Source organism: Steroidobacter agaridevorans (genome assembly GCF_009932555.1).
Classification (GTDB): Bacteria; Pseudomonadota; Gammaproteobacteria; order Steroidobacterales; family Steroidobacteraceae; genus Steroidobacter; species Steroidobacter agaridevorans.
The window spans coordinates 469511-491434 of record NZ_BLJO01000004.1 but is presented as its reverse complement, the minus strand read 5'-3'; the positions used below and the strand labels follow the sequence as shown (position 1 = coordinate 491434).

Below are 21924 nucleotides of genomic sequence, written 5' to 3'. Positions count from 1 at the left end.
CCACCAAGGGTGGGCTCTCAAGGGGGATCGAGGTTACAGCAGGGGGTCACGGATTTCGACCGTGGCCGGGCGCGGCAGTTCCCCGAAAGTGTAGGATGCCGCCAGCATCGCACCAATGGATGAGCGAATGGCCGAACAATCACAATTCCAACTGCTGGCCCAACGCCGTTTTCTGCCGTTCTTCGGCGCCCAGGCGCTCGGCGCGTTCAACGACAATGTCTACAAGAACACGCTCGTTATCCTCGCGACCTACCAGGCCGCGAGCTATACGCAGCTGGAGCCGGCGCTGCTGACCAACATCGCGGCCGGACTCTTCATCCTGCCGTTCGTGCTGTTCTCCGGCATGGCCGGGCAGCTGGCGGACCGTTACGACAAGGCGCGCGTGCTGAAGTTCGTGAAGGCCGCCGAAATCGCCATCATGGCCATTGCCGGCTTCGGCTTCGCCACACACAGCATAGAGGTATTGCTCGGCGCGCTATTCCTGATGGGCATGCATTCCACGTTTTTCGCCCCGGCCAAATACGGACTGCTGCCCGAAGTGCTGCGCGACTCGGAGCTGGTCGGCGGCAACGCCATGGTGGAGATGGGCACCTTCGTGGCGATCGTGCTGGGCACGCTGGTCGCAGGCCTGCTCGCTGCGCACGGCGGAATCGCGCTGATCGTAACGACGCTCGTGGCCATTTCATTGCTGGGTTTTCTGAGCAGTCTCGCGATCCCGAAACTGCAACCGGCCGCGCCCACGCTGAAGATCGACTGGCGCCCATGGACGTCGACCTGGGAGAACCTGCGCGCTGCCGGTGAGTCGCGCACAGTATTTCTTTCCATCCTCGGCATCTCCTGGTTCTGGTTCTACGGCGCAGTCGTGCTCGCGCAGCTGCCGCTCTATACCAAGGACGTGCTCGGCGGCAGCGAAGAAGTCGTCACGGTGCTGCTGGTGATGTTCTCCGCCGGCGTCGGCATCGGTTCGTTATTGTGCGAGCGCCTGTCGGGCCGCAAAGTGGAAATCGGCCTGGTGCCGTTCGGCTCCATCGGTCTGACGGTGTTCGCGGTCGATTTGTATCTCGCGACGCCCGCGATGGCAGGAACCGACTTGTCGGCTCGCGATTTCATCCAGACCGCGGGCTCTTGGCGCGTGCTCATGGACATGGCGCTGATCGGCCTGTTCGGTGGCTTGTTCATCGTGCCGCTGTACGCAATGGTTCAGCAGCGCACGCGTCGCGAGATCATGTCGCGTGTCATTGGCGCGAATAGCATTCTCAACGCTGTGTTCATGGTGGTCGCCGCCGGACTCGCCGCCGTCGCCCTGAACGCTGGCCTGACGATCCCTCAGTTGCTGCTGCTGACAGGCGTGCTGAATGCGTTCGTCGCGATTTACATCTACAGCCTGGTGCCGGAGTTCCTGCTGCGTTTCGTCGCCTGGCTGCTGATCCACTTCGTGTATCGACTCGACCGGCGCGGCATCGACAACATTCCGGAAGAAGGCCCGGCCCTGCTGATCTGCAATCACGTCGGCTTCGCCGACGCCATCGTGATCTCGGCGGCGTGTCCGCGGCCGATTCGTTTCATCATGGAAAGCAGCATCTTCAAGATCCCGGTGCTGAGCACGATCTTTCGTGGCATGAAAGCCATCCCGGTCGCGCCGCAGAAGGAAAATCCCGAAGTGTACGAGCGCGCGTTCCAGCTGGTGGCCGCCGAGCTGCGCGATGGCAATCTGGTTTGTATCTTCCCCGAAGGCCGGCTCACGCCCGATGGCGAGATCGGCGAGTTCCGCGCCGGCATGATGCGCATCCTGAAAGAAACACCGGTGCCGGTCGTGCCCCTGTCGCTGTCGGGGCTGTGGGACTCGATGCTCTCGCGCAAATACAAACAAGTGTGGAAACGCTGGCCGCGCCGCTTCCTGGCGAAGATCACACTGAAAGTGGGCGAGCCGGTGCCCGCCGAGCGAGCCGAAGTGCAAGATCTGCGACAACGCGTCGTCGAGCTGCGCGGCGCCGCTCAATAGTCCGCCCAAAAAAAAGCCCGCCATACAGCGGGCTCAACAGGGGGATCTGGGTGTCAACGGTCGCTATGTAATCATCCTCACCGCTCGTTGACACTTGTTCAAAAGTACGTTCAGTCGTCAGGCTGCGACACGATACGGCCGATACGCCAGCTTCAAATCGCGAGCCACTGCCTCACATGTGATGGCGCCCGCATGAACATTCAAGCCCGCCGCCAGATGCGGATCGGCCGCCAATGCTTTCTCGACGCCAAGATCCGCCAGTTGTTTCACGTAGGGCAACGTCGCGTTGGTCAACGCGAACGTCGAGGTACGCGGCACGGCGCCGGGCATGTTGGTGACGCAGTAGTGAACGACACCATCGACGACGAACGTCGGATCGGCATGCGTGGTCGGCCGGCTGGTTTCGAAGCAGCCACCCTGGTCGATGGAGATATCCACCATCACCGCGCCCTTTTTCATCTTGCTCACCATCGCTCGCGTCACGAGCTTCGGCGCGGCGGCTCCCACCACCAGCACGGCGCCGATGACGAGATCGGCTTGGATCACCAACGATTCGATGGCCTCGGCGGTCGACGCCATCGTCTTCAAACGACCGGCGAACAACGCATCCAGCTCACGCAAACGCTTGAGCGAGCGATCGACCACGGTCACGTCGGCACGCATGCCGACTGCTATTTCCGCAGCGGCCGTGCCCGACACACCACCGCCCAGCACCACAACATTTGCGGGCGCGACACCCGGGACACCGCCGAGCAACACACCCAATCCGCCATTCGCCTTCTGTAACGACGACGCGCCGACCTGCACCGACATGCGCCCCGCCACTTCACTCATCGGCGTGAGCAGGGGCAGCGAGCCATTGGCGGCGGTGACTGTTTCATAAGCGATGGCGGTCGCGCCGGATGCCATCAACGCATTCGCCTGCGCAGGGTCGGCGGCGAGATGCAAATAGGTAAACAGCGTCTGGCCCCGGCGCAACATCTGGCACTCGACCAGCTGCGGCTCCTTGACCTTCACGACCATCTCCGCCGCATCGAACACATCCTTCGCGGTCGGCACGATCCTGGCGCCCGCCGCGACATACGCCGCATCCTCGACCCCGATGCCCGCACCCGCCGTGCTCTGCACGAGCACCTGATGGCCCGACGCCACCAGCTCTCGAACCCCTGCAGGCACCAGACCGACGCGATACTCGTGATTCTTGATCTCTTTCGGGACGCCGATACGCATAAGACCTCGTTGAGGGCGACGACGCTAAAAAATGTAGAGCCGCGCCGGCGCACGAAGTCGCCCCAATCAGGCGCTTTCCAACGGATTTGTGGCAGACTCTGCGACACTTCTCCGAAATCCTGACGGATTCTTGCGCCATGAAATTCGACCGCTTCGACCGCGCCATCCTTCAGGCGCTGCAGCACGAAGGCCGCATCCCGAACAGCGCGCTGGCCGAACGCGTCAACATGTCGGAATCCGCTTGCCTGCGACGCATCCGCCAACTCGAGGAATCGGGCGTGATCGAGGGCTATACGGCGCTGATCAGCCAGCAGAAGGTCGGCTGCCCGGTCAACGTATTCGTCAACATCACGCTCGACCGGCAGGACGAAACCGACCTGCGCAAATTCGAAGACGCCGTGCGCAAGATTCCCGAGGTGATGGAGTGCTACCTGATGACCGGGGACTACGACTTCTTCGTTCGCGTCGTCGTCGCGGACACCGCCGACTTCGAACGGCTCCACAGCAAGCACCTCACCCGCCTGCCCGGCGTCGCGCGGGTCCATTCGAGCTTCGCGCTGCGCACGGTGCAGAAGGCGCGTGAACTGCCCATCCGATGAAGATGACGTCGAAGTTACGAAACTGATTTCTCGCTGACGCCGCCTGACAGGCATCCGTCAGCTGCCGCTCTATAAAGTGGGCGCAACGACGTAGAAGAATCGCAATACACGCCCGCTAAAATTTCGTCAGGCCGACGCACGACGTGTCGGCGGAGTCATTGAATGCAACGCTCGATTCCTTGCCTGCTCTCGCTCACCCTGCTCGCCGGCTGCGGCATCACCCAGGACAATGGCCTGCCGTCGAAAGCCGCCAAGCCGGTCTTCGCCTCGGTCGAAACCGAACCTGTCGCCAGCGTCAATGACGCCGCGGACGATCCTGCAATCTGGGTGCATCCGACCGACCCATCTCGCAGCTTGATCATCGGCACGGATAAGAAGAACGGACTGGATGTTTACGACCTCGCCGGCAAGCGCGTGCAGTCGCTGCCGGATGGCCGGATGAACAACGTCGACCTTCGCTACGGGTTCTCGCTCGGCGGCGGTGAGGTCGCCATCGTCGCGGCAACGAGTCGTACCGATCAAACATTGGCGCTCTATGCGGTCGATGCTAACGGCCGACTCAGCAACGTCGCCGACGGGAAGATTCCCACTGGCATGGCCGATCCTTACGGGCTTTGCATGTATCGCAGCGCTGCCGGCGAGTACTTCGTATTCGCCAACGACGGCGACTCCGGTCACTTCAAACAATGGCAACTCGAAGCCCGCGGCGAGCGAGTTGGCGCTCGACTGGTTCGCGAGTTTGGTGTTGGCTCACAAGCGGAAGGTTGTGCTGCTGATGATGGGACCGGCGTGTTGTACGTCGCTGAAGAAGACGTCGGCCTTTGGCGGTACTCCGCTGCTCCGAACGGCGGCAGCGATCGCACTTCCGTGGACACGGTTGCTGACGGCAATCTGACCGCTGACGCCGAAGGTGTGGCGATTTTCTACGGCTCCGGCGAGAGCGGCTATCTGCTCGTGTCGAGCCAAGGCTCGAACGAGTACAACGTGTATCGCCGCGACGGTGACAACAAGTTCATCGGCAAGTTCGCCATCGTGCCGAGCCCTTCGGGCATCGATGGGACGAGCGATACCGATGGCATCGATGTAACCAGCGCCTCGCTTGGCTCCGCGTTTCCGCAAGGCGTATTTGTCGCGCAGGATGGGAAGAACACGTCGCCGTCGGCGGCGCAGAACTTCAAGTTGGTGCCGTGGGAAAGGATTGCGGAGGCTCTGCAGCTGGCGCCGTTGTAAGCAGCTGGCGCCGTTGTAAGAGGTTTGGCCGGAAAAGAGATGGAGCGCCGGAGTTCGGCGCTCTCGCGTGCGAACTGACGGAGCGTTCGTCATGCGAACTTTCTTTCGCCAGCGACTCTACTTACCTTTCCTGGCTACTCTGTGCGCCACTTCTTCGGTCCGGCCTTTTTTGCACTATCATCTCGAACTTCTGACCGCCATGGTAGCTGACGACGCCGCACATCCGCTTCCCATCGGAAGCGAGAGAGCCGTCGAAGCGAACGTCCCCCTCGGCGGATGCGACAACCATCGCCACGGTCTGGCCGTCGGACTTTAGGCTGCGAACCACCACCACGCCGGCATTGAGCGCAAGCGATCCTGCCAACTCTGTACCTGACATTCCAAGCGAGAGAAGACCGAAGCTGGGAACACCTCCCACATCCATGAGCACGTCCCACAGACCCGAAAGTTCAGTCGGCTGACTTGGCTTTGTGGTCGACGCGGGGCACTCAAAACGCATGTTTACGGCCTCGCTTGCTGCCGCCGGAACAGCTACCAATGCCAATGCCACGCCAGCGATAATCCGATTCATTTCTTTCTGCATGTCAACATCTCGACGACGCGGAAGTGCGTGTTGCGGATGATGAGCTGTCGTGCGGTCGCTCGCGCCCCCTTGGTGTCAGGCGGACGCGGCGGTGGGAGGAGTGGAGGCTGCGCAGTGACAGCGTTCAGCGAAGCAACACGTCGAGCGCCGCCCGATAGCGGCGGCTGCCGTTCACCTGCGCGCCATTCTTGAGGAGAACGACGAAATCTCCATTGAACAGTGGCTGCACTTCGCAAATCTGGGCAATGCTGACGATTGCCGCCCGCGATACTCGGATGAAGCGTTGTGGGTCCAGGCGGGACTCGAGGCTGGCCATCGTCTCGCGCAGCAGGTGCTGTTTCGCGCCTGTGTGGATCTCGACGTAATTTCCTGCGGCGACGATGCGATCGACCTCGCCGATGTCGAGCAATCGAACGCGACCCTCGGAACGGATTGCGAGTCGCAAGGGATAACGCTGCAGTTCTCCTCGATCGATCGACTTCAAGGCCTCAGAAACGCGGCGGACGAAGCCGTCATCGGGATGGGCCAAGTGGGAACGAGCGCGCTGCAGGGCCCGGCGAAAGCGTTCCGGATCGATCGGCTTCAGCACGTAGTCGAGCGCTTGAGCATCGAACGCTCGCACGGCATGTTGATCGAATGCGGTCACGAATACGACCGCTGGCATGCGCTCGCCCTCGATGGCCTCAATGACGGCGAACCCATCGAGCTCGGGCATCTGCACATCGAGGAAGACGAGGTCGGGCGAAAGCGCGCTGATCGCTGAGATCGCAGCTTCACCGTCTCCGCACTCTGCGACGACTTCGATGTCCGGCTCCTGCCGCAGCAGCCGCAATATCCCGCGGCGGGCGACCGGTTCATCGTCAACGATCAGTACGCGGATGGTCATGGGAGAGTGCGCCAAGGTAGCTCGATCTCGGCGATGACGCCGCCGTCGTCGGAATTTCGCACGTCGAAGCGTTGCCTGTCCGCATACAGCAAGCGCAACCGCGCCCTGGTGTTCGCCAGGCCGACGCGTTCGATCGTCGCCGGCGGTAGACCTCGGCCGTCATCGACCACGCACAACAGGAGGGAGTCGGCCTGCCGGTCCGCTTTGATTTCCACTCGTCCCGGTCCAGCGCGCGTGGCTAGTCCATGGCGTAGTGCGTTCTCGACCAAGGGCTGGAGGATCAGGTTCGGAACCCGCGCTTCGAGAACATGCTCAGGAATGAGGATCCGGTAGCTCAGACGCTCGCCGAAGCGGGCCCGCTCGATCTCGAGATAGCTCTCGAGAAAGGCAATCTCTTCGCCGAGCGTCACCTCATGCGCCTCGGTGCTGTCAAGCGAGCGGCGTAGCAACGCGCTGAGCTGCAGGAGGATCCGATCTGCTGAGTCGACATCCTCGCGCATCAGCACCGAGATCGTGTTGTGGGCGTTGAAAAGGAAGTGCGGCTGCAACTGGGCGCGCAATGTCTGCAGGCGGGCATCGGCCAGCTGCGCTTCGAGGCGGAGTTGCCGACGATCCTTTTCTCGGGCGGTCCGCACGAGTCGCTCCACATGTGCCGCGGCGACGATCAGCCAGTACACCGGGAGGTTCAGCAGAAGCGTCGTGCTGAGCAGCCGGCTGAAGGTGCCGAGCCAGGTGGGTTCGACCTGGGTCGCACCGATGACTGGCGCCGCCAGCGCGAAGAGCGCCAGGTTGACCAGAGCGCAGGTGGCCGAAGCGACGCCATGCACCGCAAGCGCGCCAAGGAAGCGCGGTCGCTGGAGCGGGAACCGCGCCTCGAGTCGCAGGGCGATCGGCGTGAGGGCAGCCCAAACCGTGGCCCAGACGAGCCAGATGGCACTCGCGCGTGCCCACGCCAACGGTTCGCCGCGCACCTGTGCGGCAAACCAAGCCTGCCCGGCGAAGAGCATCGCGACCAGTGTCCACGCTGCCAGAATGGCCATGGCCCGGCGGCCGATTTCGGACCTGTTCTGCACCATTGGTCGAGCCCCTTCGTGTTCTTCTCTAGCGAGTTATGCCATCGGCCGGGCCGCCTCCAGTCGCCGCCCCCGTCGCCCGCGTTGGCAGCATACCCAAATGCTTCATCAGCCCGTGCGAGTGGCGCACATCCATTCCTCGGCAATGCGGCCATCGGCCATCCGGAAGAGCGTCTATCGCTGCGGGTCGAAACGGCCTTGTACAACAGCGATCCGCCGTTGCACTCCACGTGATAACGAATGGCCGCTTGAGGGAACAAACGGCGGTGTACCGCGTAGCTTGAGGAGGGTTGCGCCCCAGTTTCCGAAAACAAACGTTTCCGCGGAAGCGCCGAATGTTAAATTGCTGAGCGAGGCGTTGAACCTGCCAAACTAGTCAAGTGGCAACTCTTCGATGCGAAACGACTCCGCCACCACCCAGTTCTTACCGGCAATCAACACCTGAAATTTCCCGCGAGGCCCGAAAGAGGGAAGCACCGTATGGCGAATTCCTTCGCGAATGAGGATGGCAGCGATGGCAGTGGCCATCGGCATTGGGAATCCGCCTAGCGCACCGTAGCCACTACCCAACACGTCCAATGTCACGTCTGGCTCGCGGTAAGTGGCCAACGTTCGCCAGTGTTTGGACATTTCTTTAACCGCTTCGTCGATCTTCGCGACGAGCAGTCCCGGCTCAATAACAGGGGCTGATACGAAAATCTGCACCCAGCCGTTGCTGTAGTCAGCAAGCAAGGGGTGGTCAGCTTCGATCGAGAAGCTTGCGACTGCAGGTTGCGTGAAGCCGAACTCCTTCTTAGCGATGAAGTGCACTCGAGTTGTCCCTTCCGAGTCGGTGAAATCCCAAAAGGTGGTTTGTCGTCGAGCGACCTGGTACCTCATACGATCGTTCACCTGCCCCTCCATCGGCCATAGCGCCCCACCGCACCCCCGTTATATCCTCAGGGATATCGCGCATGGACTTTCAATCAAGTGAACTCAACTCCATCAACGAGACGCCGCGCGCTTAGCCGCCGCCGTGGCCGGCGAGCGTTGCGTGCGAGTGAGCGAACGGCGCGTGCCCTCACGCTGAGTGCTCACGGTCTTGAGCATGGAACCGAAGTACTTCTCGGCGCGAGTGTTGGTTTCTTTTTCGAACTGCCGATACGCCGCCACGACGGACTCGCCGAACTTCGTCAGCGTCGTGCCGCCACCGCCGGTGCCACCGGTGCTGGTCAGGACGAGCGGCTCGCGGAAGGTCTGATTGAGGCTGGTGAGCAGTTGCCAGGCGCGGCGATAGCTCATGTCCAGCTCGCGGGCGGCCTGCGACAGCGAGCCGGAGTCGCGCATCTTCTCGAGCAGCGCCACCTTGCCCGGCCCGATGGCATGGTCGGAATCGAAATCCACACGCAACGTAATCTTGAGCCGGCTCATTGTGGGTCTCCGCGGGCGAAAGGCGAAAGTAACGCACGGCCGGCCGCGATCCAAGCACCGGCCGTCATCGAGGTATCACCATGATCAAAGTCCTGGCGCGCGGCCTTGCGCATTTCGTCATCGCGGCCCTGTGGCTGACCCAGACGGCGACGGCGGCCGAAGCGCAGCGCGAACCCTTGCTCGTGTTCGCAGCGGCGTCGCTGACCGATGTCTTGCAGCAGGTCGGGCCGTTGTACACCCAGCAATCCAACGTGCCGGTGAAGTTCTCGTTCGCCGCGAGCTCCGCGCTGGCCAAGCAGATCGAGTCAGGCGCGCAGGCCGACGCCTTCCTGTCCGCCGATCAGGATTGGATGAACTACCTGCAGGAGCGCAAGCTGATCAAGGCCGGCACCCGCAGCGACCTGCTCGGCAATCGCCTGGTGCTGATCGCGCCGAGGGACAGCAAGATCACATTGAAGTTACAGAAAGGCGCACCTTTGCTGGCCGCGCTCGGCCCGAACGGCCGCCTGTCTACCGGGGATCCGGACTCCGTACCCGTCGGCAAGTACGCGAAGACCGCGCTCAGCAACCTTGATCTGTGGCCTTCGATCGAACGGCGCCTCGTGCGAGCGGACAACGTTCGAGTCGCGCTGATGTACGTCGCCCGCGGCGAAGCGCCGCTAGGCATCGTGTATGCGACGGACGCTGCCGTCGAGCCGCAGGTCCGCGTCGTCGATTTGTTTCCCGCGTCGTCACACGCGCCGATTACTTATCCGGTCGCCGCAATGACGAGCGCATCATCCGAGACTGAGTCGTTCCTGAAGTTCCTGCGCAGCCACGCAGCGCGCGCCATCTTTACCAAGGCAGGCTTCACCGTTCTGAGCAGCGGCAACGGGCACGACCGCAAACTAAATCGCCGGCTGCTGCCGGGCCGGCCCTTCGACGAACGCATGGCCGCGAATCGACACTGACTTCACCAGCGCCCACACCTGCAATCCAGCGCGCAGATCGAGCGCCACCGACGCGGCCCGCGTTACGCGCGACAGAATCGAAGCGCCGCCGATGTCGACGTAGACCAGCTCGGTATCCTCATCATCCGGAACGATCCGCGCGATCGTTCCGGTCATGATGTTTCGAACGCTGAGATTGTCGGGTCGAGTAGTCGCGAGAATGATGTCGCGCGCGAGCAGTTGTGCACGAATGTGAGCACCCGCTCGCGCCTCCCGCAAGTGAATTCGCAGGACGTTCGCGCCGACTCGAATGTTCGCAAGGCCGGTGCCGCCATCGACCGATTCAACGAGGCCATGAACGACCGCGCCCACGGCTTCCGGCCCGACGATGGCGCGCAACTCCGGATGTAAGCTGAGCTCATCCAGCGAGCCCTGCGACAGGACCTTGCCTTTATCCATCAGCACGACATGGGTCGCGAGCCGCAGCACTTCTTCGAACTGATGGCTGACATAGATCATCGGAATCGCCAGCTCGTCACGGAGCTTTTCGAGATACGGCAGCACTTCCTCGCGGCGAGCGGCATCGAGCGAGGCCAGCGGCTCATCGAGAATCAACAGACGTGGGCGGGTCAATAGCGCCCGCCCCAACGCGACGCGCTGGCGCTCGCCGCCTGACAGCTGATGAACCCGACGCGATAACAACGGCTCGAGCCCGAGCAACGGCGCAACTACATCCAGCGTGATGCGCGGAGCATCCCGGCGCGGGTTGATCCGCAAGTTCTCGTTGTTTTGAACGGAGCGCGCCTTCGCCCGCTTCTCGCCGTAGCGCAGATTTCCCATCACATCCAAGTGCGGAAACAAGCGCGCATCCTGGAACACATAGCCAATGCCCCGATGCTCGGCCAGCAGCGATTTGCCATCCTTGTCGAGCGCCCAGCCGTCGATCACGATGTGCGCTTCATCCGCCGGCAGCAGCCCCGCGATGATATTGACCAGCGTGGTCTTGCCGCAGCCGGAGCGGCCGAACAACGCAACCACGCCGGGCGCCGAAACTTCGATGTCCACATCGAGCACGAAGCCATCGCGGCGCTTCTTGGCGCGGATACTGAACATGCGGCGCGCTACCTTCCCAGCATCCGGCGCACACGGCGCGCGATGAATTCAGCCGCGATCAATCCGATCAGGCCGAGCGAGAAAGAAACCGCCGCCAGCCGGGCCGCCACTGCATCGCCGCCCGGTGTCTGCAACGCGGTGTAGAGCGCCAACGGCAGCGTGCGCGTCTCGCCGGGAATGTTTGAAACGAACGTGATGACCGCACCGAACTCGCCGAGTCCTGCTGAAAACGCCGTGACCGCACCGGCGAGAATGCCGGGCAACATCAGCGGCAGCGTCACCGTGAAGAATCGATCCCACGCCCCGGCCCCGAGCGTGCGAGCCGCATCTTCCAGGCCGGCATCGACGCCCTCCAGGGAGATCCGAATGGCTCGCACCATCAACGGAAAACTCATGACCGCCGTGGCCAGCGCCGCGCCGGCGCTGGTAAAGACGAGCTGGATGCCGAAGTGCGCATATAGCCAGCCGCCGATGGGCCCGCGCATTCCAAACAACAACAGCAGCAAGTAGCCGACCACGACGGGCGGCAGCACCAGCGGCAAATGCACGAAAGCATCGAGCAACAGCCCGCCGCGCAACTGCCGCCGGGTCAGCAGCCAGGCCACGAGGATCGCCAGCGGCAGGCTGAACAGCACGCTGCGCAGGGCGATCGACAGGCTCAGGCGGACGGCGTCCACCTCGGCGGCAGTGAGCATCATGAGCGACAGTATAGAGGAGTCATGCAACCGGCCCGGCCGTCGACGTTTTGAGCATAGCCAAGCGGCGCGGGCGCGCCTTAAGATGCTGGCGTATTCGGAAAGCCGCTAGAGGATTCGTCATGATCAAAACCATTATTGGCGTCACGCTGCTGACCAGCCTCGCGGCCGCCACCGCAAGCGCAGAGTGCTCTTATCCCAAGTCCCCGAGCGGCCTGCCGGACGGCGCCACCGCAACCCAGGACGAAATGGTCGGCGGGATGAAGGCCATCAAGGAATACAACAGCGCGGTCACGACCTATTTGAACTGCCTGGAAACCGAAATGAACACCCGCATCGAGGCCGCCGGCCCCGAGGCGCCGGCCGACCAGGTCGAGCAGATCAAGGCCATCCACACCAAGCGTCACAACGCCGCGGTCGAGGAACTGGAGTCCACCGCCGCCCGCTTCAACGAGCAGGTGAAAGTGTTCAAGGCCCGCGAAAAGAAGAGCTGATTTGACGTATCCGGGCGCGGTGCTTATGTGAAAGCACCGCTGCCCCTCGCCGCGCGCCCCCCCGGCGACCCATTTCACGTTTTCCAGCAGACCCCTCGAATCTGTGCGACCGCCGTCGCAGTTGTACGAGGTACTGAGAGATCGACCCTTAAGCGAACGCGCGTAGGGCCGATGCCCGCTGTGTCCGCCGTTACATCGGCTCACGCTCACGGATCAGCTGGAGACAAGAGAAATGAATCGCAAGTTGCTCACCATCGGCGCTGCCCTCGCCCTCGCCTTTGGCGTGGCTACCGCCCAGGCCGAATGCGCCTTCCCGAAGCCCCCGGCCTCCATCCCCGACGGCAAGACCGCTTCTGAAGCGGAAATGGTCGCCGCCATGCAGGCCTTCAAGTCCTACAACGAGGAAGTGAACGCGTTCGGCGCCTGCCTCGAAGAGGAGACCAAGAGCAAGGCCGCCGGCACGGCGCAGCTGATGCAGCTGAAGACCATGCAGACCAAGAAGCACAACGCCGCCATCGACGAACTGCAGACCAAGGCCAAGCTGTTCAACGAGCAGGTGCGTGTGTTCAAGGCTCGCGGGTAAGACAGAGTTTTAATCGGCCTGCGTTGCGGGCCGAAGTCGACAAAGCCAGGCACATCCTGGGCAGGACGCCCGATTCGATTTGACAAGCCGGGCGCTTGCAGCGCCGCTGGATTGATGTGCCATCGGCGAGGCAGGCCAACGGCCAAGGAATGGAGCGAATCAGCCGCTCCATGGGGACGCTACGGACTCAGTTTCCCTGCTTACGCGCGGACGTGGGACCACGGATTTGGGTACCGCTCGCGCGTCTTTAAGGCCGGTCGTGCCTGGGACTGGCCCAACATTGCACGATCGTGCGCAATTTCCGACCGGATATAGCGCGTCCCGGTGGCTCGTGACACACTTTCCCGGTGTCCAGCCGCCTCCTTTCACCCGCCGAAGCCGAAGCCGCGATCCGTCAGCAGGCGACGCAGCTGCCGGCCGTTCATTTGCCCCTGGCCGCGTTGTCGGGCGCGGTGCTGCGCGAGTCCATCACTTCGACCCGCGATCAGCCGCCGTTCGACCGGGTCACGATGGATGGCATCGCGTTCTCGTTCGAAAGCTGGCAGGGCGGCCGGAATAGCTTCCGGATCGCGGGGACCCAGGCCGCGGGCGCGGCGCCGCTGACCCTGCCCGACCGCACTGACTGCATCGAAGTGATGACGGGCGCGATGCTCCCGATCGGCTGCGATTGTGTCGTGCCGGTCGAGAACATCGACGTGAGCGACGGCATCGCTCAACTCCGCGACGACGCCCCTGCTCCCGTGCGCAACGTCAACGTGCATGCTCGCGGCATCGACTCCCGTCGCGGCGATTTGTTATTACCGTCGGGCTGCCGGCTCGGCCCCGCCGAAGTTGCAGTGATCGCCTCGAACGGGCAAACGCATGCGTCGGTCGCAAGGCCGCCGCGCATCGTCGTGATCTCCACGGGCGACGAACTGGTCGAGCCCGGCCAACCGCTGCAGGATTGGCAGATCTCGCGCTCCAACGTTTATGCCGTGCTCGCCTCGTTGCGACAGCACGGATATTCCACGCTCTCGCACGATCATGTGCCGGACGATCTGCCCAAACTCCGCGAGCGCCTGCGATCTCATCTCGCAGCCAACGATGTGATGATCCTGAGCGGCGGCGTCTCGATGGGCCGCTTCGACTATGTTCCGCAGGTCCTGGAGGAGCTCGGCGTGCGCATGATCTTCCACAAGGTCGCGCAGCGCCCGGGCAAACCGCTCTGGTTCGGCGTAGGCAGCGGCGGACAAACCGTGTACGCGTTGCCTGGCAATCCCGTCTCGACGCTGGTTTGTCTGACGCGCTATGTCCTGCCGGGGCTGCAGGCGGCGCAAGGCGCCACGGCCAGGACTGTTGAAACCATTTCGCTTGCCCAAAGCTACGAAGTCAAACCGCCGCTCGCGGTGTTTTTGCCTGTGACGCTCACACAATCGGTCGCGGGGCAATGCGCCTTGCCGCACCCGACACGCGGTTCCGGCGATTTCACCTCATTGATCGGCACCGTAGGCTTCGTGGAACTGCCGCCCGGCCCACGGGTCGTTATGGAAGACGCTTCGTTGCCTCTTTATCGCTGGTAGCTTGCATGCCATCCACCGTTGCCGAACTGCCCGTGAAGCTCCGCCCGCACGATACGCTGGGCCGGCCGCTGCACGACCTGCGGATCTCGGTGATGGACCGCTGCAACTTCCGCTGCCCGTACTGCATGCCGAAGGAAACGTTTCATGAGAACTATCGTTTCCTGAAGTCGAACGAGCGGCTGTCGTTCGAAGAGATCGCGCGGCTGACCCGCTTGTTCGTCGACATCGGCGTGAAGAAAGTGCGCCTCACGGGCGGCGAGCCGCTGCTGCGCTCGAATCTCGCCGATTTGATCGGCGATCTCACCGCCATCGAGGGCGTGCAGGACGTTGCGTTGACGACCAACGGCGTGCTGCTCGCTCAGCATGCCGTCGAGTTGAAGGCCAATGGCCTGAATCGCATCACGGTCAGCCTCGATACGCTGGATCCGGCCATCTTCAAACAGATGAGCGGCGGCATGGGCGATCTGGACCGCGTGCTCGACGGCATTCGCGCCGCGCAGGAAGCGGGGCTCGCGCCGATCAAGATCAACTCGGTCATCGAGCGCGGCTTGAACGATCACACTGCGATCGATCTGATCGAGCGCTTCCGTGGCACTGGCGTGATCGTGCGCTTCATCGAATACATGGATGTGGGCAATCGGAATCATTGGAGCCTGGATCGCGTCGTTTCCTCGCGCGAACTGGTGGAACGTATCGGGCAGCGCTGGCCGCTGCATCCGGTCGATCCAAATTATCGCGGCGAGGTTGCTGAGCGGTACGCGTTCGACGATGGGCTCGGCGAGGTCGGGTTCATTTCCTCGATTACCAATCCCTTCTGCGGTGACTGCACGCGGGCGCGGCTGTCGTCGGAAGGCGTGTTCTATACTTGTTTGTTCGCGCGCTCCGGCGTCGATTTGCGCGCGCCCCTGCGCGAGGGCGCGTCGGATGCGGAGCTGAGCCAGCTGATCTCGAACACCTGGCTGAAGCGCGGCGATCGTTACAGCGAGATCCGCTCTTCGCTGAAGAACGGCGAGCAGCCGTTGCGCAAGATCGAGATGTATTACATCGGTGGTTGAAGGGATGGCGACGTTTACTCATATCGACTCGAGCTCGCGACCGACCATGGTCGATGTGAGCGACAAGGTCGTGACCAAGCGCACGGCGACGGCGCAAACCCGCGTTCGGTTCCCGGCGGAGGTCGCTGAGGCGCTGCGTTCGCAGCAGTTCAACACGCCGAAGGGGCCTGTGTTTCAGACGGCCATCATCGCGGGCACGATGGCGGCGAAGCGGACGCACGATTTGATTCCGTTCTGTCATCCGCTCGGGATCGAGAAGTGCACTGTGGCGATTGAGATGGACGGTGACGATGCCGTCGTTCGCTGTACGGTATCGGTTCATCACAAGACCGGCGTCGAGATGGAAGCGCTGACGGGCGCGAGCGTGGCTGCGCTCACCATCTACGATATGTGCAAGGCGCTGTCGCACGACATCGTGATCGCGGAGACGCGGCTGGTCGAAAAGCGTGGAGGCAAGAGCGATGTCGGCTGACGCACCTCTGTTCGGCCTGGTGCTGGCCGGCGGCGCCAGCACTCGCATGCAGCGAGACAAGGCGGCGATCGAGTATCACGGTCAGTCGCAGCTGCATTGGACGTTTCAGTTGCTGTCGCAGGTGTGCGCGGCGACGTTCGTTTCTGTGAGGCCGGATCAGCGGGAGGAGCCGACTCGGGCGGGCTTGCCGCAGATTGTGGATCTTCAGCCTGGGATTGGGCCTGTTGCGGGCATCTCGGCTGCGCTGCATGCACATCCGAAAGCGGCGTGGCTCGTTGTCGCGTGCGACCTGCCGTTTTTGAACGAGCAGACGCTGCGATATTTGATCGAGCATCGTGATCCACGCCGGCTCGCGACCGCGTTCAAGAGCAGTCACGATGGCTTGCCCGAACCTTTGTGCGCGATTTGGGAACCTGCGGCTCGCGAGCCTGTGCTCGCTTACGTTGCCGCTGGCAAGCAGTGCCCGCGCAAATTCCTGATCAACGCGGATACGTTGCTGCTCGATCTGCCGGATGTGCGAGCGTTGGATAATGTGAACACTGCTGATGAGTATCGGTCGACGGTGGCCGCTTTCGGCGGGGCTTCTTTTTTGCCCACCCACCCGCCCTCTTTGAACCAGGACGGCGCTGGCCGCGCCTCTGCTCCGGACCAGCACCGCGGCGACATCAGCCGCCCCTCTTCTCCAAGCCAGCCCGGCGGCGACCTCAGCCACCGCTCTTCTCCGGGCCAGGCCGGCGGCAACACCAGCCACCGCTCTTCTCCGGACCAGGCCGGCGGCAACACCAGCCACCGCTCTTCTCCGGACCAGGCCGGCGGCAACACCAGCCACCGCTCTTCTCCGGACCAGGCCGGCGGCAACACCAGCCACCGCTCTTCTCCGGGCCAGGCCGGCGAGGTTCAAAAAAATACTGCCGCTGCGTTAGGAGCGAAAGCCGACAAACCACGGACCCTCCGTGTCCAGTACTACGCCATCCTCCGCGAACAAGCCGGCCGCAGCGAAGAAACATTGGACACGACCGCAGCAACTCCAGCCGAGCTCTACGAGGAGCTCCGCAACCGTCATCCTTTCCAATTGAACCCAACGCAACTCAAAGTCGCGTTGAACTCCGACTTCAGCGACTGGAACACGCCGCTTCGTCACGGCGACACCGTCGTCTTCATACCCCCGGTGGCAGGCGGATGAAACCTTTCTCCTTCAGCACAACCGCCCTGACCCTCGACGCATACCGTCGCGAGCTCGCCGACGATGCCGCCGGCGGCTATGCCTCCTTCGAAGGCTGGGTGCGCAATCACAATGAAGGCCACGCCGTCACTCGCCTGGAATACGAGGCGTTCGAAGCGTTGGCGAACAAGGAAGGCGAGCGCATCGTCAACGAAGCCATCGCTCGCTTCGGCATATTGAAAGCCGCCTGCGTCCACCGCGTCGGCTCACTCGCGATCGGCGACGTCGCCGTCTGGGTCGGCGTCAGCTCGAAGCATCGCGCCGAGGCCTTCGCCGCGTGTCGTTACATCATCGATGAAGTGAAACACCGCGTGCCCATCTGGAAGAAGGAGCACTACGTCAACGGCGACTCAGGCTGGGTGAATTGCGAGCGCTGCGCCGTTCCGGGTCATGACCATACGCATGAGCATCCTCATGCGCATGACCGCTAAAACTCAGCCGCTGCCCTGCACGTGAATCACCAGGTCGATGCGCCGATTGCGCGCACGACCCGCGGCCGTCTCGTTCGTCGCGACCGGCCTTGCCTCGCCATATCCGATCGAGCTGACCTTCTCGGCATTCGCGCCGAACTGACTCACGAGATACTGCTTCACCGCGTCCGCGCGATCCTGTGACAGGATCAGGTTGGCCGAGTCGCTGCCGTTCGCATCGGTGTGACCTTCGACGACGACGGTCGCATCCGGGAATCGCGCCAGGGCGCTCTGCACCTTCTTCATCAGCGCTGCGCTGCTGCCATCGATGGTGCTGCGACCCGAGGGGAAGTTGATGCCCAGCAATGACATGACCACATGTTCGCCCTGCCGATACACGCGCGCCTCATCCGACGAGAACGACGCCTCAATCGCGGCGATATTCGCTCGCAGCTGTGCCTGCGCGTCGACCTGGCGCTGAAGCGCGATGCGCTCCTGCGACTCGCCGCCCAAGCGCGACTCGACTCGCTTCAACTGATTATTCAGCGCGGCGATCTGCTCTTCGCGATCCTGCAGTTCCTGCTTCAAGCGACGCACTTCCGCCGTGCGCTGCTGAGCGTACTCACCCAGCTCCTTCATCGGCGCCTGGTGGCCTTCGTCGAAGCGAATGTCGAGTTCCATGTCGTCGGCAATGCGCTGGAGCGGCTCTTCCCAAGACAGGATCAACGCCTCGATGCCCGCCTGATCGTCCTTCTCCTGTTGCATGACGCGCTGGACCTGCGCGGCCAGATAAGTCGCATGACGCGCGTCGTACCGTGCCTGAGCAGCGAGCTTGCGAGGCTGAGCAACGTCGTAGCGATTGCGCTGGATTTCCTGCTCCGCCTCGGCGAGGTGACGCTTCGCCGATTGCAGCGTGCGTGGCGCGTAGCGCTCCACCTTTGCCTCATCGGCCTGGGCGATCAGATTGCGCGCTTCGTTGAGAATGCCGCCTTTGATGCCGATCAGCTCCGCATCGCGTAACAGGACCTCGGCCTCAGCGGCCCGCTTCTGCGCGTTCGGCAGATCGCCGCTCTCGTTCTCGCGCATGGCCTGCAGGAAACGATCGTTGGCCTTGGTCCATGCCTCGCCCGAGAATTTCGGCGCTTCGGCAACCAATGCATCCTGCCGGGTCTTGATGACGCCACCCAGCGTCTGGCGGGCATTCGTTGCGACAGTGCGGGCCTTCTGCAGGGCCGCCTCGCCTTCCTGCACACGGGCGGCAACTTTTTCAGTGCCACGGCCTCGTTCAGCTTCCTTGGTGGCGTTCTGGCTGGCCTGAACCGCCGCCGCAAACGTCCTTGGCGCGAGCACGTCGAGCTGCTCGGCGCGGCCTTTTTCAACGGCGGCGGCCAACGCAGCGGCATCGAGATTGCCGGCGGCCGACGCCGGCAGGGCGCCGAAACTCAGGAACACAACAACGATCAGCGCGAATAGCTGCAACATACGAACGGGCCCGGAATCGAAACTGGCGGTGAGTATAACGTCAGGGCCGGATTTGGCCCGAGCCGCGCACCACATACTTGTAACTGGTGAGCTGCTCGACGCCCACCGGGCCGCGCGCATGGAATTTATCGGTGGAAATGCCGATTTCCGCGCCCATGCCGAATTCGCCGCCGTCGGCGAACTGGGTCGATGCGTTATGCAAAACGATGGCGCTGTCGACGCCGCCGAGAAAGCGCTCGGCCGTAGCTGAATTGGCCGTGACGATGGACTCGGTGTGCGCCGAGCCGTACTTCGCAATGTGCGCGATGGCTTCGTCGACGCCGTCGACCGTTTTGGCGGCAATGATGGGCTCGAGATATTCGGTGCTCCAGTCCGCTTCGGACGCGGGCACGATGCGCGCGTCGAGACGCTGCAACGTTTCATCGCCGCGCACTTCGCAGCCCGCATCGAGCAGCGACTTCAAAACAGTCGCAGCGGCATTGCCGGCGCGATCGAACAACACTGTCTCGGCGGCTCCGCACACACCCGTGCGACGCAGCTTCGCGTTGAGCACGACCTCGCGAGCCATGCCGACATCGGCATCGCGATCCACATACACGTGGCAATTGCCATCTAGATGACCGATCACGGGAACGCGCGCTTCCTTCTGTACGCGCTCGACCAAACTACGACCGCCGCGAGGCACGACCACATTGATGAATTCGGTCATGCTCGAGAGCATGTAACCCACCGCCGCGCGATCGGTGGTCGGCACGACCTGAATCGCCGCTTCGGGCAAACCCGCGGCTCGCAGCCCGGCGGCGAGACATTCGTGAATCGCTTTGATCGAGCGGTTGCTCTCGCTGCCGCCGCGAAGAATGACCGCGTTGCCCGATTTCAAACAAAGCGCACCGGCGTCGGCGGTGACGTTGGGCCGGCTCTCATAAATGATGCCGACGACGCCCAGCGGCACGCGCACGCGCTCGATCTTCAACCCGTTCGGGCGAGTCCAGCTGGTGATGACGCTGCCGATGGGGTCCGGCAAGGCGACGATATCCTCGATGCCACGCGCCATGGCTTCGACGCGTTGCTCATTCAAGACGAGCCGATCGAGCAGCGATGACGACAGGCCCCGCTGTGTGGCTTGCTCGACATCGGCGCGATTGGCGGCCAGCAAATCGGCTCGCCGCTCGCGGATTGCGGCGGCGGCCGCTTTCAAAGCGGCGTTCTTGGCGTGGGTGGTCGCCTGAGCCAGGGACTTGGCGGCACTCTTGGCGGCGCGGCCCAGGGCCTGCATCGATTCAGCAACCGCGGCGGCGTCGCCCTCGGTCTTCAGCTTGTTCGCGTTCATGACTTCATTCTAGCGGCACCCTGCCCGGGTAAAGAAGTGTCAACCGGCCGCCGTACTTCTACATCGCGAAACTGGCGGGCCCAGGCGGGACAGTCTTGGTCATTTCTTGACTGCTCGCGCGATGTCAAACGCGCCTCGCGATGACACAATGCCCCGACATTGCACCGGGGGGATGACATGGCAGTAGAGGCAGGATCGGTCGGCGACCGAGCCGTCAGTGCAAGCGGCGCGGGCGCAAGCACGTTCAGCGCCAGCAATGCCTACCGCAACTACGTCGTCTGGCTGCTGTTCGTCATCTACGTCTTCAACTACGTCGACCGGCAGATCCTGTCGATCGTGCTGGAGCCCATCAAGCAGGAATTCGACCTGCACGACTGGCAGCTCGGCATGCTGAGCGGCCTCGCGTTCGCCGCGTTCTATTCGACGCTCGGCATTCCCATCGCGCGCATGGCCGACACGCGCAATCGCGTCAACATCATCACCGCCTCGATCGTGATCTGGAGCGCGTTCACCGTCTTCTGCGGCATGGCGAAGAATTTCTGGCACCTGCTGTTCGCGCGCATCGGCGTCGGCATCGGCGAGGCAGGCTGCAGTCCCTCCGCCTATTCGATCATCAGCGACTATGTCGAGCCGAAGAAACGCGCCACCGCCTTGTCGATCTATTCGATGGGCGTGTATGGCGGCAGCGCGCTCGGCTTTCTGGTGGGCGGTCTGGTAGCCCATGAATATGGCTGGCGTGCCGCGTTCTTTACCGTCGGCCTGCCCGGCCTGGTGGTCGCGCTGATCCTGAAGCTCACGGTCAAAGAGCCGCCGCGGGGCTTCTCCGAGCCCACGCCGGTTGCGATCGCCGAGCCGCCGCCGTTCCGGCAGGTGATGGGCAACCTGTGGGCCAAGAAATCTTTCCGCCATCTCTCGCTCGCCGCCGGTCTGCACGCGTTCGTGAGCTATGGCTTGAGCTCGTTCTATTCGCCGTTCTTCATGCGCAGCCACGGCATGAGCCTGGGCGATGTGGGCGCGTGGCTGTCCCTGGTCGTCGCACTCGGCGGGCTCTCCGGCACCTACCTGGGCGGCGCCTGGTGCGATCGCTATTTCGCACGCACGCAGGATCCGCGTTGGTATGTGTGGATTCCGGCAATCACGCTGGTCATCGTCGTGCCGTTCGGCCTGGTGGTCTATTCGCTGAACAACACGGTCGCGGCGATGCTGTTGCTCACTTTGTATATCGCCCTGGCTGCCGCCTATCTCGGACCGAGCATCGCGTCGACGCATCGGCTGGTCGGATTGCGCGAACGCGCCCTTGCCTCGGCGTTTCTGCTGCTCATCCTCAACTTCATCGGCCTCGGCCTTGGGCCAATGTTCACCGGCGCGTTGAGCGATCTGTTCAAGGAGTATTTCGTGTCGCAAGGCATCGCCGACAAGGTGGCGCTCGCCGACGGCCTGCGCTGGTCGATCCGTGTGACGCTGCTGATCAATCTCTGGTCGGCACTGCACTATTATCTCGCCGCCAAGACGCTGCGCGAGGACATCGAAACCGGCAACCAGGCGCGCGCCGCAGCCGGCCTCTGAG

General features: G+C 63.0%; 21 protein-coding genes and 1 pseudogene. 12 read left to right on the top strand and 10 right to left on the bottom strand.

Features of this window, described 5'->3' with window-relative positions:
* The first annotated feature begins 127 nt into the window (after window positions 1–127).
* Window positions 128–2002: an MFS transporter gene (locus GYH35_RS16815; RefSeq protein ID WP_161829010.1), complete on the top strand. Its 1875-nt coding sequence runs from the start codon at window positions 128–130 to the stop codon at window positions 2000–2002.
* A gap of 117 nt (window positions 2003–2119) precedes the next feature.
* On the opposite strand, the gene ald is transcribed toward GYH35_RS16815, so the two are convergent.
* Complete coding sequence (gene ald, locus GYH35_RS16810; protein ID WP_161811068.1) at window positions 2120–3232, bottom strand: alanine dehydrogenase; 1113 nt, start codon at window positions 3230–3232, stop codon at window positions 2120–2122.
* A 137-nt stretch (window positions 3233–3369) separates the two neighbouring features.
* Here ald and GYH35_RS16805 point away from each other — a divergent pair, with 137 nt between their 5' ends.
* Together GYH35_RS16805 and GYH35_RS16800 are read left to right on the top strand one after the other, a co-directional pair.
* A complete protein-coding gene (locus GYH35_RS16805) occupies window positions 3370–3831 on the top strand; it encodes an Lrp/AsnC family transcriptional regulator (RefSeq protein WP_161811067.1) in 462 nt (153 codons plus the stop codon).
* A gap of 162 nt (window positions 3832–3993) precedes the next feature.
* Window positions 3994–5061 (top strand): phytase, encoded by a 1068-nt coding sequence (locus GYH35_RS16800; RefSeq protein ID WP_161829009.1) that lies wholly within the window; start codon window positions 3994–3996, stop codon window positions 5059–5061.
* A gap of 121 nt (window positions 5062–5182) precedes the next feature.
* Here GYH35_RS16800 and GYH35_RS16795 read toward each other — a convergent pair whose 3' ends face one another.
* The 5 genes and pseudogenes from GYH35_RS16795 to GYH35_RS16775 form a co-directional block, all read right to left on the bottom strand.
* Window positions 5183–5644 (bottom strand): hypothetical protein, encoded by a 462-nt coding sequence (locus GYH35_RS16795; protein ID WP_161811065.1) that lies wholly within the window; start codon window positions 5642–5644, stop codon window positions 5183–5185.
* A 124-nt stretch (window positions 5645–5768) separates the two neighbouring features.
* Window positions 5769–6530, bottom strand: a complete 762-nt coding sequence (locus GYH35_RS16790) for a LytR/AlgR family response regulator transcription factor (protein WP_161811064.1) — start codon at window positions 6528–6530, stop codon at window positions 5769–5771.
* A gap of 113 nt (window positions 6531–6643) precedes the next feature.
* Window positions 6644–7537 (bottom strand): annotated as a pseudogene (locus tag GYH35_RS16785) (sensor histidine kinase); the annotation flags it as partial.
* A gap of 438 nt (window positions 7538–7975) precedes the next feature.
* Window positions 7976–8494 (bottom strand): hypothetical protein, encoded by a 519-nt coding sequence (locus tag GYH35_RS16780; RefSeq protein ID WP_161829007.1) that lies wholly within the window; start codon window positions 8492–8494, stop codon window positions 7976–7978.
* A gap of 93 nt (window positions 8495–8587) precedes the next feature.
* Window positions 8588–9013 (bottom strand): winged helix-turn-helix domain-containing protein, encoded by a 426-nt coding sequence (locus tag GYH35_RS16775; RefSeq protein ID WP_161811061.1) that lies wholly within the window; start codon window positions 9011–9013, stop codon window positions 8588–8590.
* Between the two features lie 80 nt (window positions 9014–9093).
* Between GYH35_RS16775 and modA the strand changes: the two genes are divergently transcribed.
* Window positions 9094–9963, top strand: a complete 870-nt coding sequence (gene modA, locus GYH35_RS16770) for a molybdate ABC transporter substrate-binding protein (RefSeq protein WP_161829006.1) — start codon at window positions 9094–9096, stop codon at window positions 9961–9963.
* On the opposite strand, the gene modC is transcribed toward modA, so the two are convergent.
* Together modC and modB are read right to left on the bottom strand one after the other, a co-directional pair.
* Window positions 9901–11055, bottom strand: a complete 1155-nt coding sequence (modC, locus tag GYH35_RS16765) for a molybdenum ABC transporter ATP-binding protein (protein WP_161829005.1) — start codon at window positions 11053–11055, stop codon at window positions 9901–9903. The genes modA and modC overlap by 63 nt on opposite strands.
* A gap of 8 nt (window positions 11056–11063) precedes the next feature.
* Window positions 11064–11753: a molybdate ABC transporter permease subunit gene (gene modB / locus GYH35_RS16760; RefSeq protein WP_161811058.1), complete on the bottom strand. Its 690-nt coding sequence runs from the start codon at window positions 11751–11753 to the stop codon at window positions 11064–11066.
* A 119-nt stretch (window positions 11754–11872) separates the two neighbouring features.
* On the opposite strand from modB, the gene GYH35_RS16755 reads away from it, so the two are divergent.
* From GYH35_RS16755 to GYH35_RS16725, 7 genes are all read left to right on the top strand, one after another.
* Complete coding sequence (locus GYH35_RS16755) at window positions 11873–12244, top strand: hypothetical protein (RefSeq protein WP_161829004.1); 372 nt, start codon at window positions 11873–11875, stop codon at window positions 12242–12244.
* 232 nt (window positions 12245–12476) lie between these two features.
* Window positions 12477–12827 (top strand): hypothetical protein, encoded by a 351-nt coding sequence (locus GYH35_RS16750; protein WP_161811056.1) that lies wholly within the window; start codon window positions 12477–12479, stop codon window positions 12825–12827.
* A 347-nt stretch (window positions 12828–13174) separates the two neighbouring features.
* Complete coding sequence (locus GYH35_RS16745) at window positions 13175–14386, top strand: molybdopterin molybdotransferase MoeA (RefSeq protein ID WP_161829003.1); 1212 nt, start codon at window positions 13175–13177, stop codon at window positions 14384–14386.
* 5 nt (window positions 14387–14391) lie between these two features.
* A complete protein-coding gene (moaA, locus tag GYH35_RS16740) occupies window positions 14392–15441 on the top strand; it encodes a GTP 3',8-cyclase MoaA (protein WP_161811054.1) in 1050 nt (349 codons plus the stop codon).
* Between the two features lie 4 nt (window positions 15442–15445).
* Window positions 15446–15913, top strand: a complete 468-nt coding sequence (gene moaC, locus GYH35_RS16735) for a cyclic pyranopterin monophosphate synthase MoaC (RefSeq protein WP_161829002.1) — start codon at window positions 15446–15448, stop codon at window positions 15911–15913.
* Window positions 15903–17096 carry an NTP transferase domain-containing protein gene (locus GYH35_RS16730; protein ID WP_161829001.1) on the top strand — a complete coding sequence of 398 codons (1194 nt, stop codon included), beginning with the start codon at window positions 15903–15905 and terminating at the stop codon, window positions 17094–17096. Before moaC ends, GYH35_RS16730 begins: the two co-directional genes overlap by 11 nt.
* The gene (locus GYH35_RS16725; protein WP_161811051.1) at window positions 17093–17566 is read left to right on the top strand and encodes a molybdenum cofactor biosynthesis protein MoaE; all 474 of its coding nucleotides are present in this window, start codon (window positions 17093–17095) and stop codon (window positions 17564–17566) included. The genes GYH35_RS16730 and GYH35_RS16725 overlap by 4 nt, the downstream gene beginning before the upstream one ends.
* Window positions 17567–17569: 3 nt before the next feature.
* Here the strand turns inward: GYH35_RS16725 and GYH35_RS16720 are convergent, their stop codons facing one another.
* Window positions 17570–19027, bottom strand: a complete 1458-nt coding sequence (locus GYH35_RS16720; protein WP_161811050.1) for an OmpA family protein — start codon at window positions 19025–19027, stop codon at window positions 17570–17572.
* Window positions 19028–19067: 40 nt separating this feature from the next.
* Window positions 19068–20357 carry a glutamate-5-semialdehyde dehydrogenase gene (locus tag GYH35_RS16715; protein ID WP_161829000.1) on the bottom strand — a complete coding sequence of 430 codons (1290 nt, stop codon included), beginning with the start codon at window positions 20355–20357 and terminating at the stop codon, window positions 19068–19070.
* A gap of 177 nt (window positions 20358–20534) precedes the next feature.
* On the opposite strand from GYH35_RS16715, the gene GYH35_RS16710 reads away from it, so the two are divergent.
* Entirely contained in the window at window positions 20535–21923 is a 1389-nt protein-coding gene (locus GYH35_RS16710; RefSeq protein ID WP_161811048.1) for a spinster family MFS transporter, read from the top strand.
* The last annotated feature ends 1 nt before the right edge of the window (window position 21924 follow it).